The 15,299-nt window shown below is 50.1% G+C and carries 14 protein-coding genes; 3 read left to right on the forward strand and 11 right to left on the reverse strand.

Annotation, left to right across the window (positions count from 1 at the left end; all coding sequences use genetic code 11):
* Positions 1 to 411: 411 nt before the first annotated feature.
* The 3 genes from AK963_RS11600 to rluC are packed head-to-tail and all read right to left on the reverse strand — an operon-like array spanning position 412 to position 3,089.
* Entirely contained in the window at positions 412 to 1,398 is a 987-nt protein-coding gene (locus tag AK963_RS11600; protein WP_066015616.1) for a S49 family peptidase, read from the reverse strand.
* Between the two features lie 22 nt (positions 1,399 to 1,420).
* Positions 1,421 to 2,110, reverse strand: coding sequence for an HAD family hydrolase (locus AK963_RS11605; protein WP_066015617.1), 690 nt, complete (start codon positions 2,108 to 2,110; stop codon positions 1,421 to 1,423).
* 10 nt (positions 2,111 to 2,120) lie between these two features.
* On the reverse strand, positions 2,121 to 3,089 hold the full coding sequence (gene rluC / locus AK963_RS11610) for a 23S rRNA pseudouridine(955/2504/2580) synthase RluC (protein WP_066015635.1): 969 nt from the start codon (positions 3,087 to 3,089) through the stop codon (positions 2,121 to 2,123).
* An 821-nt stretch (positions 3,090 to 3,910) separates the two neighbouring features.
* Here rluC and AK963_RS31980 point away from each other — a divergent pair.
* The 3 genes from AK963_RS31980 to AK963_RS11620 all read left to right on the forward strand — a co-directional run bounded on the left by AK963_RS31980 (position 3,911) and on the right by AK963_RS11620 (position 7,977).
* The gene (locus AK963_RS31980; protein ID WP_139117365.1) at positions 3,911 to 4,102 is read left to right on the forward strand and encodes a hypothetical protein; all 192 of its coding nucleotides are present in this window, start codon (positions 3,911 to 3,913) and stop codon (positions 4,100 to 4,102) included.
* Between the two features lie 57 nt (positions 4,103 to 4,159).
* Positions 4,160 to 7,402, forward strand: coding sequence for a ribonuclease E (gene rne / locus AK963_RS11615; protein WP_238593706.1), 3,243 nt, complete (start codon positions 4,160 to 4,162; stop codon positions 7,400 to 7,402).
* 143 nt (positions 7,403 to 7,545) lie between these two features.
* Entirely contained in the window at positions 7,546 to 7,977 is a 432-nt protein-coding gene (locus AK963_RS11620; RefSeq protein WP_139117366.1) for a nucleotide triphosphate diphosphatase NUDT15, read from the forward strand.
* A 43-nt stretch (positions 7,978 to 8,020) separates the two neighbouring features.
* Here the strand turns inward: AK963_RS11620 and murB are convergent, their stop codons facing one another.
* The 8 genes from murB to AK963_RS11660 all read right to left on the reverse strand — a co-directional run bounded on the left by murB (position 8,021) and on the right by AK963_RS11660 (position 15,231).
* Positions 8,021 to 9,079, reverse strand: a complete 1,059-nt coding sequence (gene murB / locus AK963_RS11625) for a UDP-N-acetylmuramate dehydrogenase (protein WP_066015620.1) — start codon at positions 9,077 to 9,079, stop codon at positions 8,021 to 8,023.
* Positions 9,080 to 9,148: 69 nt separating this feature from the next.
* Positions 9,149 to 9,619, reverse strand: coding sequence for a low molecular weight protein-tyrosine-phosphatase (locus tag AK963_RS11630; RefSeq protein ID WP_066015621.1), 471 nt, complete (start codon positions 9,617 to 9,619; stop codon positions 9,149 to 9,151).
* Positions 9,620 to 9,624: 5 nt separating this feature from the next.
* Complete coding sequence (gene kdsB / locus AK963_RS11635) at positions 9,625 to 10,461, reverse strand: 3-deoxy-manno-octulosonate cytidylyltransferase (protein ID WP_066015622.1); 837 nt, start codon at positions 10,459 to 10,461, stop codon at positions 9,625 to 9,627.
* The gene (locus AK963_RS11640) at positions 10,461 to 10,652 is read right to left on the reverse strand and encodes a Trm112 family protein (RefSeq protein ID WP_066015636.1); all 192 of its coding nucleotides are present in this window, start codon (positions 10,650 to 10,652) and stop codon (positions 10,461 to 10,463) included. The genes kdsB and AK963_RS11640 overlap by 1 nt, the downstream gene beginning before the upstream one ends.
* A gap of 22 nt (positions 10,653 to 10,674) precedes the next feature.
* A complete protein-coding gene (gene lpxK, locus AK963_RS11645; RefSeq protein WP_066015623.1) occupies positions 10,675 to 11,727 on the reverse strand; it encodes a tetraacyldisaccharide 4'-kinase in 1,053 nt (350 codons plus the stop codon).
* Positions 11,724 to 12,152: an ExbD/TolR family protein gene (locus tag AK963_RS11650; RefSeq protein WP_066015624.1), complete on the reverse strand. Its 429-nt coding sequence runs from the start codon at positions 12,150 to 12,152 to the stop codon at positions 11,724 to 11,726. The genes lpxK and AK963_RS11650 overlap by 4 nt, the downstream gene beginning before the upstream one ends.
* Complete coding sequence (locus tag AK963_RS11655) at positions 12,152 to 12,796, reverse strand: MotA/TolQ/ExbB proton channel family protein (protein WP_066015625.1); 645 nt, start codon at positions 12,794 to 12,796, stop codon at positions 12,152 to 12,154. The genes AK963_RS11650 and AK963_RS11655 overlap by 1 nt, the downstream gene beginning before the upstream one ends.
* A 140-nt stretch (positions 12,797 to 12,936) precedes the next feature.
* Positions 12,937 to 15,231, reverse strand: coding sequence for a DNA internalization-related competence protein ComEC/Rec2 (locus AK963_RS11660; RefSeq protein ID WP_066015626.1), 2,295 nt, complete (start codon positions 15,229 to 15,231; stop codon positions 12,937 to 12,939).
* Positions 15,232 to 15,299: the final 68 nt, after the last annotated feature.

Below are 15,299 nucleotides of genomic sequence, written 5' to 3' on the forward strand. Positions count from 1 at the left end.
GATCATCCTGAGTTTTAATCTGACTGGCTATTTGATCTACCAGTTTTTCGTTGATTTCAACGCTCATTGTTATTCTCCATTTTGGAGTATTAACGACAAGCGTTTACACAATTTAAATTACATTCCCAGGCCACCCCCATCTATGGCAACCTCTAGCATTACTGACGCTGTTTTTTTTGACAACAGGGACTTAATCGTAGCTTCCGTAGCCACTTAACCCTGTGAAATTTTTACCAACTCAAATCATTTTTCACCTTAAATCTGTAAACTAATGATGCAAGCAGAGCTTGCTGTCTGTGAGTATAACCAAAGACAGTTCAATAGTTATGATCTACCTAAATCCATTTATGAAACAATAGGGCTACCAAAGCAGCCCATCAAAGTTGGTTTATATTCGACAAGCCCTTTAAATCACATCAAGCGAAAACCATCACCCAGCGCTTCCACCAGGGTGGCGCTGACACCAGCCCCAAAATCCCGGGCAAACTTTTCCAGCGGTGAAAGGCGGAAGGTATAATCAACAATTTCCTCCTCACCCACCACTTCACGAGCCACATAACCCGCACTGCCCAGACCATCAACCAGACCAAGTGTTTTGGCCTGCTCACCAGACCAGACCATTCCAGAGAAAATATCCGACCGATCCACAAGCCGATCACCACGCCCAGTTTTAACCGCATCAATAAACTGCTGATGAATAGTATCCAGCGACGCCTGCCACTGTGCAGCAGCTTCGCGATCCACGGACTGAAACGGATCAAGAAATGCCTTATTTTCACCGGAGGTATAGGTTCTTCGGGTAACCCCCAGCTTTTCCATCGCCCCGACAAAACCAAAGCCTGAAGAAATAACACCGATAGAACCCACCAGACTGGCTTTGTCTGCGTAAATTTCATCAGCGGCCGCAGCAATGTAATACCCGCCAGACGCACCAATATCCATAATGACCGCGTAGAGAGGCGTATCCTTATGCAAATCGCGAAGCCTGAGAATCTCATCATAGATGTAACCAGACTGTACCGGACTCCCCCCCGGACTGTTAATCCTCAGAATGACCGCCTTGGTACCCGGATCTTCAAATGCTGAGCGCAAACCCGATACCACGACATCCGCTTCCACATCACCACCGCCAATCTGTCCATCAATCTCCACCAGCGCCGTATGTTCGCCGGAGCCATCACTGATCGCAACATCATTGATATTGGTGGCGTTATAAATGACAGCAACGGAGAAAAACAACCAGCCAAACGTCAATAGCTTAAAAAATATACTCCACCGTCTGGAACGACGCTGCTCCAGCAACGCCCCTTTGGCCAAGGCATCCACCAGATCCCAGGCTCGATTACTGTCAAGGCGATCCTGCGCCTCAGACGAGGACTCCCGCCATTTGTCCTGCATAACAACCCCTTAAAATGTCCACTCAACTTGCCTGAATAGTCTCAGACTTTATACCCAGCCATACGAGAACACTTTCAAAATTCTCGGCAACATATACCGGCTCAAAGGCCTGAAGAGACTCGTGAGAGCCTGCCCCATAGGTCACTGCCAGCGCATCAGCACCAGCCCTATGGGCCATCTCCATATCAAAACCAGAGTCTCCAATCATCAATACTTGACCAGGCTGCACCTGGAACCGCGCCATAAGCTGCTCAATCATATCCGGATCAGGTTTTGACCTGGCATCATCGGCAGTCAGGCTTGCATCAAAAAAAGACTCAAAGCCATTTACCACCATGGATCGCTGCAACCCTGGACGACGCTTTCCTGTAGCAACCGCCAGAATGGCATTGCTTTTACTGATAGCAGTCACCCCCTCTTCCACTCCCGGAAACGGCCGGGATGGTGACTGCTCTAATTCACTGTGATGATGTTTGTACGCCACCCGCAGCCGCCGATTTCCCTCATCCGACAACTCCGGATACAGCCTCTGCAGCGCTGGCCCAAGGCTCAGCCCGACAACACTTCGGTAGAGAGCGTTATCCAGGACAGGTAACGCTTCTGCCAACGCTGCCCGCCTCAACGCTTCAGAAATATTCGGAATGGAGTCAATCAGTGTTCCATCCCAGTCAAAAACAATCAGAGCATATTTATCAATTCTTCGATCCGACATCCAGCCTTCCCTACCCTCCTTTCAAAGCTGATAACACCTCAGCAAGATCCTCCGGCAAAGGGGCTTCAACCTTCAGTCTTTTACCATCCAGCAACTCAAATTCGATACTGGCCGCATGCAGGAACAGCCTGTTAAGACCAAATTGCTTCTGCGACTGGTTATCCGCATCCATACCGTATTTTTCATCCCCGGCAATGGCATGCCCCGCATGCAGACAGTGAACACGAATCTGATGAGTTCGACCGGTGATTGGATAAGCCTCAACCAGCGTCATATTCGGAAAGCGATCCAGCACACGAAAAGCCGTCCGGGACTTTTTACCATCCACATGCACCCGAACCATACGCTCTCCTGACTGAAGAACATTCTTCAGCAGCGGAGCATTCACCAACTGCTTTCTGGCCGGCCATTTTCCAACCACCAATGCATGGTACAGCTTTTCAACTTTTTCTTTCTGCTGCAACTGATTATGCAGATGACGCAGCATGCTGCGGCGCTTGGCAATCACCAGACAACCAGAAGTATCGCGATCCAGTCGATGCACCAGTTCAAGGGTTCGGTTTTCCGGCCTAAGCTGGCGAAGCGCTTCAATCACTCCATAAGACAGACCGCTGCCACCATGCACAGCAAGCCCGGACGGTTTATTGATGATCAGCAGCAGATCATCCTCATAGAGGACAGCCTTTTCCAACTGAGCAATTACACTGTCAGCCGGCCTTATCGGAGCCCCCCTTTCCGCTACTCTGACCGGAGGAATACGAACAACATCATTCAACTCGAGACGGTAGTCTGCCGTTACACGTTTTTTATTAACTCGCACCTCGCCCTTACGGACAATACGGTAGACCCTTGTTTTGGGAACCCCCTTGAGCACCCTCAAAAGAAAGTTATCAACACGTTGACCCGCCGCATCTTCATCAATGGTAATAAAATGAACTTTTGCTACTTCAACGCCACCCTCAACAACCTCCTTATCAATAGAAGGCCGTTCCTTTGGCTTCCGAGAGAAAGCATTTCGCCCCGAGCACGCTCGCTCAGCCTCACGACCAGAAACCACCACCCCAGCCCTACCAGACTTCGGAGCACCCTTCTTGTGAGTGGAACGGCCTTTACCATTAATGTTGCGCGCTTGTTTCAATCGTCTAACCACATATCTGTTTATGCAAAGTCGCAGCCCAAAAAGCTCTCTCCTAACCCATTGAGATGAAAAGACTTTAAGGGCTATCCGCTATTTCCGTTCGAGTAATATTATCAGCTTTGTGTCATTTGAAGCACTTACAGATTACTGATATAGTTGTGGCACTGCCTTGTAACTATCCGAAAAGGCAGTTCGATTTACGAAGTCTGAGCTTGACCCGAGAGGAATGGTATCACTCAAATTCCGCTAAACGGGCCGAAAAATAAACTGGAGATACGTTTTACCCGATGAACAAGTCCGGGTTAAGTAACTTCAGGAATAGCCGCTCAGGCAGACATCGTGGCAGATGAACCAGTTGCATCCCTCCCGGAGGGCATGAGTTCCTGCCATGATTGCTGAATGATTAAAGACCACGGCCTCAGCCGTGATAGATAAACAGTGCCACCCAAGATCAGAGGTTGCGCTCCCGATACCAGGGATGAGGAAAAGCGGACGGGTCATATGCTAGTGAAAGGCTCCGTGATACCTGTGAACGTATCCACAACCAGCCAGAAGCGCCCGATCAACGCATCTCCCCACTTTGCATCCGGTCAACATACGGATGCGGATTGCTATATCGTTACAGCCATACCCTTGAATAAGCCCGGCTGTAAGTCTGATAGTTGGTTACAACCGACCATACCGTTCTCATACGGTTGTCGGCCTGTGTACAGTCGGGTAGCACCGAAGAGTTTGTACAGAAACTGAAGGAAACCAGTTGCACTACCAGCCACTGCGAATACGTCAAGTGGCAGGCCGGGTTCTTCCAGAGACACGATGGATTGCCCGTTAAACCGATGGATGCGCTGGATTAACCGAATGTCACGAACAACTCTGACTGATTAGGGTAGCCATTAGCAATTTGGTACTCTATGAAGAGAATGTTGATCAATGCGACCCAGCAAGAAGAGCTGAGGGTTGCACTCGTCGATGGGCAGCGCCTGTTCGATCTGGATATCGAATCCGGAGCTCGCGAGCAGAAGAAAGCCAACATCTATAAAGCAAAAATTACCCGCGTTGAGCCCAGCCTCGAAGCCGCTTTTGTCGACTTTGGAGCAGAGAGACACGGCTTCCTGCCCCTGAAAGAGATCTCCCGGGAATACTTCGTAGGCCATACGGGTGGTCGTCCAAACATCAAAGATGTTATCAAGGAAGGCACTGAGGTCATCGTTCAGGTTGATAAGGAAGAACGCGGCAACAAAGGTGCCGCCCTGACAACACTGGTCAGCCTGGCTGGCCGCTACCTTGTCCTGATGCCAAACAATCCACGCGCCGGTGGAATCTCACGTCGTATCGAAGGCGATGAGCGTGCCGAGCTTCGTGAGGCTATGAGCAAACTGAACATCCCTTCCGAGATGGGTGTCATCGTTCGCACAGCAGGCCTTGGCCGTTCTACCGAAGACCTTCAGTGGGATCTGGACTACCTCCTGCAGCTCTGGAACTCCATCAAAGATGCCGCAGACAAAAATCCCGCACCATTCCTGATTTACCAGGAAAGCAATGTCATTATCCGTGCTATCCGCGACTACCTGCGCCAGGATATTGGTGAAGTACTGATCGACAAAACCTCGGTTTATGAAGAAGCCCTGGATTTTGTTAAGCAGGTTATGCCTCAGTACCAGAACAAGATCAAGCTGTACAAAGACAGCGTCCCCCTGTTCAACCGCTTCCAGATCGAAAGCCAGATCGAGACCGCCTTCCAGCGTGAAGTCAAACTGCCATCCGGCGGCTCCATTGTCATTGATCCAACAGAAGCCCTGGTGTCGATTGATATCAACTCAGCCCGCGCGACCCGTGGTGGCGATATCGAAGAAACCGCCTTCAATACCAATCTTGAAGCGGCGGATGAGATTGCACGTCAGCTGCGCCTGCGTGATATTGGTGGCCTGATAGTTATCGATTTCATTGATATGGGCAGCAACCGGAATCAACGGGAAGTTGAGAACCGTATTCGTCAGGCTCTGTCGGTTGATCGCGCCCGCGTCCAAACCAGCCGCATCTCCCGCTTCGGCCTGCTGGAAATGTCGCGCCAGCGTCTGCGCCCATCACTGGGTGAAACCAGTGGCGTTGTCTGCCCCCGCTGTTCAGGTCAGGGCACGATTCGGGATATTGAGTCTCTGGCCCTGTCGATTCTGCGCCTGATGGAAGAAGAGGCAATGAAGGACAAGACGTCCGAAATTCGCGCCCAGGTTCCCGTTCCGGTTGCAGCATTCCTACTGAATGAAAAGCGTAAGATGATCGCCAAGATCGAGAAGCGCCATGATGCCCGCATCATCGTCATTCCAAATGCCAATCTGGAAACCCCTCATTACGACGTTCAGCGCCTCCGTGACGACAACCTGCAGGATCACGAGAGCAGCTACGAGATAATCCTTGAGGGAGAAGACTCCAGCCCAGAAGAACCGACCACAGCAGCCAAACCACAGCCCAGACAGCAAGCCGTCGTTCGTAATATTGCCCCAGCACAGCCTGCACCGGCAATCAAAGCGTCTGAGTCAAAGCCCGGGTTTATTGGCAGTCTGCTGAAGTCCATCGGCAGCCTCTTCAGCTCTGACAATGATGATGACAAATCTGCTGGCCAGGATAAATCAATCCAGCAACGCCAATCGGCGCGCCGTGACAATCAATCCGGCCAAAACAGAAAGAAAACCCGAACTGACTCCCAGCGTCGAGACAGGCAGGACAGCAGCCGTCCACAGAAAGAGCGCAAGAAGAGTCAACAGGAACGCTCAGACAACCGTACCACCAGGGAAAACCGCTTCGAGAAGCCGGAAAGACGTCAGCGTGACAAACAGGACGTAGTGGAAAAACGGGAACCCAGACAGGAACGCCACCAGGATCAAGAGTCGGAACAAGGCTCCAGTGATCGCCGTCGCCGCCCAAACACAGCTCCTCGTCGTCGCAACAACCGTCAGTCTCAGCGCCAGCAGCAGAACGAACCGCAATTGCAGCCACTACTGCCCGAAAGCGCCAAAGGGTCTGTAAACGCACCTTCTACCCATGAAGCTGCCACACAGGAAATCGCCCCTCAGGAAAATCGTGCTGACAAAAAAGAGTCAGTTGCAAAGATTGAGAAGCCCGAGATTGAAAACAGCAGACCTGCTGCAGTTACCTCAGAAGCCCCTCAAATCGCCAATGAAGTAGCCATAACTCATACTGCCCCATTAGATAGGACGGAGGAAACCAGCAAAACTTCTGTCGAAGAGCAAGCTCCGATTGCCACTGCTGATGCTACTGAAGCTACGGAAGAAGTGAGACCTCGCCGCTCAAGAAGAGTGAAAAACGACCCTCGCCGTCTCAGGGATGCTCAGCAGCCTGCCTCTCAAGTCAGCAAACCTGAAGCCCCTGCAGAGAATGGCTCTGAGTTACCAGTTGGCCAGAAGCCTTCTGTTGGTCAAGAACCTTCAGGCGAGCTTAAGGTTTCTGCGTCAGGCGATGCTTCATCAGCACCTTCGGAAAAAGCTGAACAAGCCTCTGTTGAGGCTACCACTCAAGAAAACCAGAGCGCAAAACCAGGCAGCGATGTTGAAGAAACAACAGCCGTTGAGCAGGAAAAGGTAAAGCCTCGCCCTCAAATGACTGAAATGGCAAAAGCCGTTGCTGCTTCCCATAATCTCGACAAGCCTGCGTTTGGTTCCATGCCATCCGCATTCGACAAACCGGCCGAACCTGAAGCCAAGGCCGATGTAGTAGAGTCCAAGGCGACCATGACAGCCAGTGAAGCTGAAGAGATGTTGAAGCAGGCACTAAATCAATCTGATGAAGACAAAGCAGTCAACACTACAGACGCCCATGAAAGCAAACAGGCAAAAGCTGAAAAGGTCCAACCAGCCCCTGCTCCACAACCCGTAAAGACTGAGAGCAAGGCTGTAGAAGCTACAGAATTTGCTGAACAGACTAAGGATCAGCATGACCAGTCAGCAGAACTTAAAGTAAGTGAAGCAGACGCGACACCTGTTGATGAAATCAAAACCACTGAAAGGCCTCGTCGCCGCAGCCGCGCCCATAACGACCCTAGAGCCAAGCGCCAGACTCAGCAGATCGAACTTCCTGCTGAATCAACAGGTGAAGCTCAGGAAGGAACTCAGGTGCGCACTGAAGAAAGCAACCTGTAATACCGGTTGATATACTCTCAAACGGGGTGGTTTCCACCCCGTTTTTTTTTACTATCAAAAAATAGCTATTAGAAGTCAAAAGAGCCTGAATCAGTGGCATCAACAGCAATACTACAAACTTATAATTTTTGGAGATAATGGTGATGAGTCGCCCCAGAGTTGGCATTGGAGTCATTATTGTCAGGGAGGATGGAAGGATATTGGTTGGCAAACGCAAGGGAAGTCACGCCCCTTACTGGTCTATACCCGGTGGACACCTTGAGCAAGGAGAGACATTTGAAGAAACCGCAATCCGTGAAATTCAGGAGGAAACAGGACTCCTTATCAAAAGCCCAAAGGTCATTGCCATTACTAACAACCTGAAAACCTTCCAGGAGGAGAACAAACATTATATTTCTGTCTGCTTAAAGGCCAAACACCCTGGCGGCAAAGCTGAAAACAGAGAACCTGAAAAGTGCGAGGGCTGGCAGTGGGTTACACCTGACAATCTACCACAACCCCACTTTGAAGCAAGCGAGCAATCCATTGCCTGCTATCTTCAGAAGATCTGCTATATCCCACAGAAAAAAGGATAAACGGAAACCGATTCTTGCTGTAGAGACACAAAAGTGCTCCCCCTTAAGATCTCAAACCAGCTTGAGGACTTTCCATATACACTCTGGGCTCTCTTTCCAACAAGACACCAAACTTGTCGTTAACTTTTTGCTGAATCATGCTAGAGAATGAAAGTACATCCTGACCGGTTGCGCCTCCATGATTAACTAGTACCAAAGCCTGATATTGATAAGTTCCAACAGCACCCTCACGCATTCCCTTTAGCCCAGACTGATCAATTAACCAACCAGCCGCCAGCTTCCAGTTCTGCCCGACAGGATAAGCAACAATATCTGGATAGGCCTGTTTCAAACGGTCCATCTCTGACGATGATACCTCCGGGTTTTTGAAAAAACTGCCAGCATTCCCGACCTCAGATGGGTCCGGCAATTTTTCACGGCGAATATCACAAACAGCCTGACTGATATCAACAGCGGATGGAGCCCGACCACCAAGACGTCTGGCAACCAAATCCCCTAACTGGCCATAGCCAAGATTGGGCTTTAATGTCGCGTCAAGATCCAGTGTCACAGAGACAATAATATACTGATCTCGCTTTTCTCTTTTGAATACAGAATCGCGATAGCCAAACCCGCAGTTCTGCCGATCAAAATATTCCACAAGCCCAGATTCAAGGTTCATCGCCTCCAGCGAAACGAAAGAGTCCTTCAATTCAACGCCATAGGCACCAATATTCTGAATAGGTGCAGCGCCAACGGCACCCGGTATTAAGGAAAGATTCTCCAGTCCATAGGCCTCATTCGACAGGGACCACAACACAAACTCATGCCAGTTTTCTCCCGCCTCAGCCCTGACCCGAACACAATCTTGATCACGACTCAAAACTGTTCTTCCCTTGAGATTGACGTGCACAACAAGAGCATTCAGAAAATCGCCTAGCACGACATTACTGCCACCACCCAGAGGAATAACAGGCAACCGCTTTTCCCTGGCAAAAGTCAGTGCCGACTGCAGCTCAGCAATCGTATTGACCTCTGCGTAACATCTGGCAGTAGACGGCAAACCCAAGGTATTTTTCTCAATCAGGGGATAATTGTCACAAATCTTAAGTGGGGACGTCATTGATAGTTGATTCAATAGAAATTGGAGAAATCAGTCCAAATGGGCTGACAGATACAGGGAAGATACAGTTTATTGCAGGTTTTTCTTCAAATGGTCCAGCAACGCAACCCCACCAAGCTCAACAAGGTTTAACACTCGCTCGAAGCCATCATTACCACCATAGTAAGGGTCCTGAACTTCAGATACCGGCAAATCCGCATAATCAAGAAAGAGCCGCAGCTTATGGGCATGCTCTTGCGGACAGATCTTTTGCAGGTCCTTCAGATTTTCTCTATCCATAGCCAGGATATAATCCTGCTCAACAAAATCAGAAGACGCCACCTTTCTGGAACGAATGAATGAAAGGTCATAACCATGATCTGCTGCCCGCTGCATTGAACGGCTGTCTGGTAATCCCCCATCATGCCAGCCACTGGTGCCGGCTGAATCGACCCTGATACGGTCTGATAAGCCTGATTCCGCCACTTGATGAGCAAACACTCCATGCGCAGTGGGTGACCGACAGATATTTCCCAGACAGACGAACAGTACTTTTGTCATTATTTTTATGCTCTGACCGTTTTTTCATCGGGCTCAAGGCTGTCTACTACCTGCCCTCTCTCAAGCAATGCACGAACTGCCAGCAGATCCTGTTCCGTATCGACACCATGAGGAGGGGTTTCAACTGCTTCAGCCACATGAATCCGATAGCCATTCCACATAAGTCGAAGCTGCTCAAGAGACTCCATTTTTTCAATTGGGCTGACACCCCAGGTTACATAGTGATTCAGAAGTCCAACACGATAGGCATAGATGCCTATATGGCGCTGAAAGCAGGCATCTGCTGCCACTTTCCTTTCTTCCGTCGAAAAATCGTCCCGCGCCCAGGGAATGGGTGCACGGCTGAAATAAAGTGCATACCCTCTGGAATCAGCCACCACTTTGACAATATTGGGATCAAAAATCTGCTCCACCTGAGTCAGCGGGCTGGACAACGTAGCTGCCCCTGCCTCAGTTGATACCTGCAGATTTCTGGCTACCTGATTGATGACCGATGGAGGGATCAGAGGTTCATCACCCTGCACATTGACAATGATTTCATCATCCTTCAGTCCATAGATTCTGGCCACTTCCTGCAACCGGTCGGTACCGGAAGGGTGACCAGGCAGGGTCATGCACACCTCGGCACCAAAACCTTCAGCCACCTTAAGAATTCGCTCATCATCCGTAGCGATGATGACCCGGCGGGCATCACTGGCCAGCGCCCGCTCATAGACATGCTGAACCATAGGTTTGCCAGCAATATCAGCCAGCGGTTTACCCGGTAAGCGACTGGAAGCAAAACGGGCAGGAATAACAACGGTAAAGTCTGAGCTCTCAGCCGGTAAGAAGCCTTGTGCCATCAGGACGCCTCATCCAAACGTTCATCAACGGTCAACGTGCGCGCCTCACCTTCAAGCATGACAGGAATACCGTCACGAACAGGATAAGCAAGACCACAGGGTCTGCAAACCAGCTCCTGACGCTCTTTATTTGGGCGCACTTCCCCTTTACACAGTGGACAGGCCAGAATTTCAAACAGAGTCTTATCCATCATTTTTCCTCAGCTATAAGCCCTAGGTCCTGTTGACATAAGATACAGGCTTACGAGCTTCAATCATTTCCATCAGCTGCTCAATACATGAGTCCGATACACAGGTCGTCACCGGCAGATACCAGTGCCTGTCATCCGCAAAGTCGCCACATTTAACGGCATCCTTAGCCGTCATAATGACCGGAAGGTCATCATTAAAACAGATGTCTTCCGGTACAAATGAATGGTGATCAGGAAAAGGATGCCCGATGACATCGTATCCCAACGAGCGCAGTGTATTAAAAAAACGTTCCGGATTACCAATTCCTGCGACCCCATGAACCCTGGCTATATCGGGAATCCGTTTCGAAATACCCGTCACACTGACTGGCGCCGAGGGTTCAAGGGAAAAATAGTACAGCCCTTTCCGCCCCAACGCACTTTCTACTTCCTCAGCCTTTGCTGATATGGAAGCATTATTGGTATTGACCAGAACCATATCCACCTGGTTCATTCTTTCCGGTGGCTCCCGAAGAGGGCCGGCGGGCAGGCACAGCCTGTTACCAAGCAACCGGTCACCATCCAGAACTAATACCTCTATCTGCCGTTGCAGATTATAGTGCTGCAATCCATCATCTGCGATGATGAGATTGCAGTCTGTCTGATCACAGAGATACTGAGCCGCCTTTACACGATCAACATTGACCATCAAAGGGACATTTAACTGTCGGGCAAGCATAACCGGCTCATCGCCTACTATGGCAGGGTCTGAGTCTGGTGTAACCGATATGGGCGCCTCTCCAGTTTCTGCACCAAATCCTCGACTGATAATCCCTGGCCGGTACCCCCTTCTCTGAAATTCCCGCACAAGGGCGGCAACCAAGGGGGTTTTACCCGTTCCTCCTACGGAGATATTACCCACCACAATGACAGGTACAGGTGGCGACCAGCGAGATGACTGCAGAAATCGCTGCTTTCTTCTCTCAGCCAGAAAGGAAAATAACAAACTGAGTAGTTTGAGGTGGCGCGTCCAGCCACCAGAAGGACAATACCAGGAGTCTGTGACTGACTGGCTGAATCGCTGCCAGAGCGTCACTGATCAGACTCGGTATCTTTTCGTGTTGTCATGCTCAGGTTGATAAAACCCAGCTGCCCAGCCGCGTCCATTGCCGTAACTACCGCCTGATATGGCGTCTTGGCATCAGCCGTAATAATCAGGGGTACCTTACTGTCCCCCTGGCTGACTTTACCCAGTGCCCGCTTGAGCGTATCCAGCTGTCCATTGACCAGTCCCTGACCATCAACCGCAAAGTCTCCAGACTTGCTGATGGTGATCTCAATCTGCTTAGGCTGATGCTGCAAAACCTCTCCGGAAGATTCCGGCAGATCAATAGCCAGATGCGTTTCCTTGGTGAAGGTGGTCGAGACCATAAAGAAAATCAGCAGCAGGAAAACCACATCGATCAGAGGTGTCAGGTTAATCGACACCTCCTCCTGATTTCTCTGTCGTCGGAAATTCATTATCTCCTGGCCTCACTGCCCTGAGCGGATGGGGATCCTTTACGATCACCCTGCAGTACTTCAACCAGCTTGATCGCATCCTGCTCCATCGCAACCACCAGCTCATCTATTCGGCGGGTAAAATAACGGTGAAAGATCAGAGCCGGGATAGCCACAGTAAGACCGGCCGCGGTGGTAATAAGCGCTTTGGAAATCCCGCCAGCAAGAACACCGGCATTTCCGGTACCTTCAACCATCAGCACAGTAAAGACATCAATCATCCCGATGACGGTTCCCAGTAAGCCCAGTAGTGGAGCAATTGCTGCGATAGTACCCAGAGTATTAAGATAGCGTTCCAGGTCATGGATCACCTTGCCAGCCTGCTCTTCAATACTCTCCTTCATAATTTCCCGGCCACTGCGGGCATTCGTCAGACCTGCAGCCAGAATTTCTCCCAGTGGAGACCCTGCTTTCAACTGGTCAAGCTTTCGACTGTCGAGCCCATTACTCTTGATCCACTTCCAGACTTGAGAAAGGGTATTTTTCGGAGCAATACGTGAGGGTCTTAACGTCCAGAGCCGCTCGAAGATGATTGCCATGGCAATAACCGAAGACAAAAGGATAGGCACCATCAGCCAACCACCGGATTTCACCAGTTCGAACACAATAATCTTCCCTTACAATGACAAATTCATGATACCTGGACCCGGTTAATTTCAGGCATGCCAGCTACCAAGGTAACTAGTATGACTGTATCACAGAGATTAGCGCCATTTAAGCAGTAACTGACCACTTTGAGAAAGGGTTAGCGCCACCAATAGCGGGAGTGCGTTTTGCGGTATGCTGAAACCGTGATATCACCGCCGCCGAGGGTAAAGGAAAGTGAGCCGTCAGAAGCTGTATTAAAGATTTTTGCCCCTGAGTTTTGAGCACGGGCCATGGTTTCAGCTGCCGGATGACCGAACCGGTTGGCAAAACCCGACGAAAAAATGACCGCACCGGGCTGAACAGCAGAGAGGAAGCCAGAATCACTGGAAAACCGGCTACCATGATGAGCAGCCACCAAAACGCTGGATTTAAGCTCAGCACCCTCCTCTATTAATCGTTTCTCAACTCGCCCACTAATGTCTCCAGGCAGTAAAAGACTGTCTTGCCCTGCTGTCACTTTCAGCACACAGGACGCATCATTACTGCGTTTATAATCCCCACCAGCCAGTACCTGAAAGTGCACTCCATCCCAGTCCCAGTGATCTCCAGGCTGGCATTTAACCCAGTCTTTCTTAAAGTCAGGCAGCCTTGTACCACTGAGAACCGGTACATTCGGGTACCTGGACAGCAGCGATGGCAAACCACCCGAATGGTCCCGATCACCATGAGAAATCATTATACGATCGATTTTCGTCACGCCAGATTTGGACAGTGCCGGAAGAATAACGCTCTCTGCCGCAGACATTCTTTCCGAGAAACGGTCCCCCGTGTCGTAAACAATGGTGTGCTTAAGTGTCCTTATCAACACAGACAACCCCTGACCGACATCCAGAACTGTCACCTCTGCCTGCCCCATCGGCACCACAAGTGGTTTTGAGAAAAACGAAGGCATCAGCATCACAGGGGCAAGCCAGCGTAAGCGCAGAGTTACCGGGGTAATCAGCAACAACATGCCTGCAACAGCGAGTATGAGGGTAAGCGAGGACATGGCCTGCTGTGGCGGAATAAGAATCATCAAACCAGACACCCACTTCAGTCCCAACTGAAACCCTGTCACCAGATAATCAAGCCCAGCCATAATAAAGCCAGCAGCCTCGGGCAACACAAACTGCACAAGTGAACTGAACAGCAACAAGGGAATAACAGCAATGCCAATCAATGGAATAGCCAGAAGATTCACCAGAGGAGACAGTGGTGATATCGGCTGACCATTAAACAGCAACAAGGGCGTTAAGAGAGTAAACACCAACCACTGGGGCTTAAACACCTTTACCGACCAGCGAACCCTTTCCCTTCGCCCAACCATACCGAAGAGCAATGCAGCAACGGCAATGAAGGAATACCAGAATCCATTGTTCGTCAAAGCAAGGGGGTCAATAGCAAGCACTACAGCTAAAGCCAGCAACCACAGTGTTAAGGGAGAAGCTCTTATGCCCAGTAACGGTGCCAGTAATGCAGCGAATGTCATCACAAGGGCTCGTTGCACAGGCACACTGAACCCGGCCAACAGAGCATAAAACAATGCAAACATCATGCCCGTCAGGGCTTTGACTACTGGTAAAGGTACGCTTCGAAGTGGAATCCCCCCCAACTTGCCGAAAATAGCTGTAAGAGAAAAACCCAACCAGGCCATAAGACCGATATGCAGGCCAGAAATCACCATCAAATGAGTGGTTCCTGTCTCATTGAAAACTTTCCACTGTTGATGGTTTATCGCTGTTTTATCGCCCAGCAGAAGCGCCGAGAAAAGCCCTCTGTTTTCATGGGATGCCGTCGAATGCAACCACTGTCTCAAATGCTCCCTTACCTGATGAAAGCGGTATATCCCTGCCACATTATCATTGAGTAGTGATCCAGACTTTACATACCCTGTGGCCAGTATGCCCTGACGCAACGACCAGGCTTCATAGTCAAAAGCACCCGGGCTTGAAAAACCATGAGGTTGACGCAACCTCACCGTTAAACGCCAGGTATCTCCAGCCTTCAAATCAGGCGCCTCATACCAGCTGAGCCTGACCTTTCCGGGGTATAGACTGGGCTCCGAGTAACTGACTTCGAAATCAAAGCGTGCTCCCATTCCATCTATCACCGGCAGGCTGGTAATCTTTCCTTCGATACAGATATCTCGCCCTTGTACAGTGCTATCAAGACGAGTGAAAGCGTAATGTGTTGCATACAGTGAGCTGACAAGAGTACCCGCCAGCAGAGGGAGGAGCCACCAGCGGCCTCGGGAACCATTGGCTGAAGATAAAATCCAAAGAAACAGGATTAAGAGCGGAAGACTGATCGACAGCAGGACGGATAAACCAAACGTCAATGAAACAAAACCGCTGGAAAGTACGAATACAAACAATCCTTTTGCCGGTTTTATTGTTGTGTGAGTGTTATCCACGTAGTTTTGCCTGTCGTTTCAGTGCATAATTCCCGGCTTTATGTCCCTCAAGGCACTGTTTTTGCTCT

This window comes from Endozoicomonas atrinae, from assembly GCF_001647025.1.
GTDB classification, from domain to species: domain Bacteria; phylum Pseudomonadota; class Gammaproteobacteria; order Pseudomonadales; family Endozoicomonadaceae; genus Endozoicomonas; species Endozoicomonas atrinae.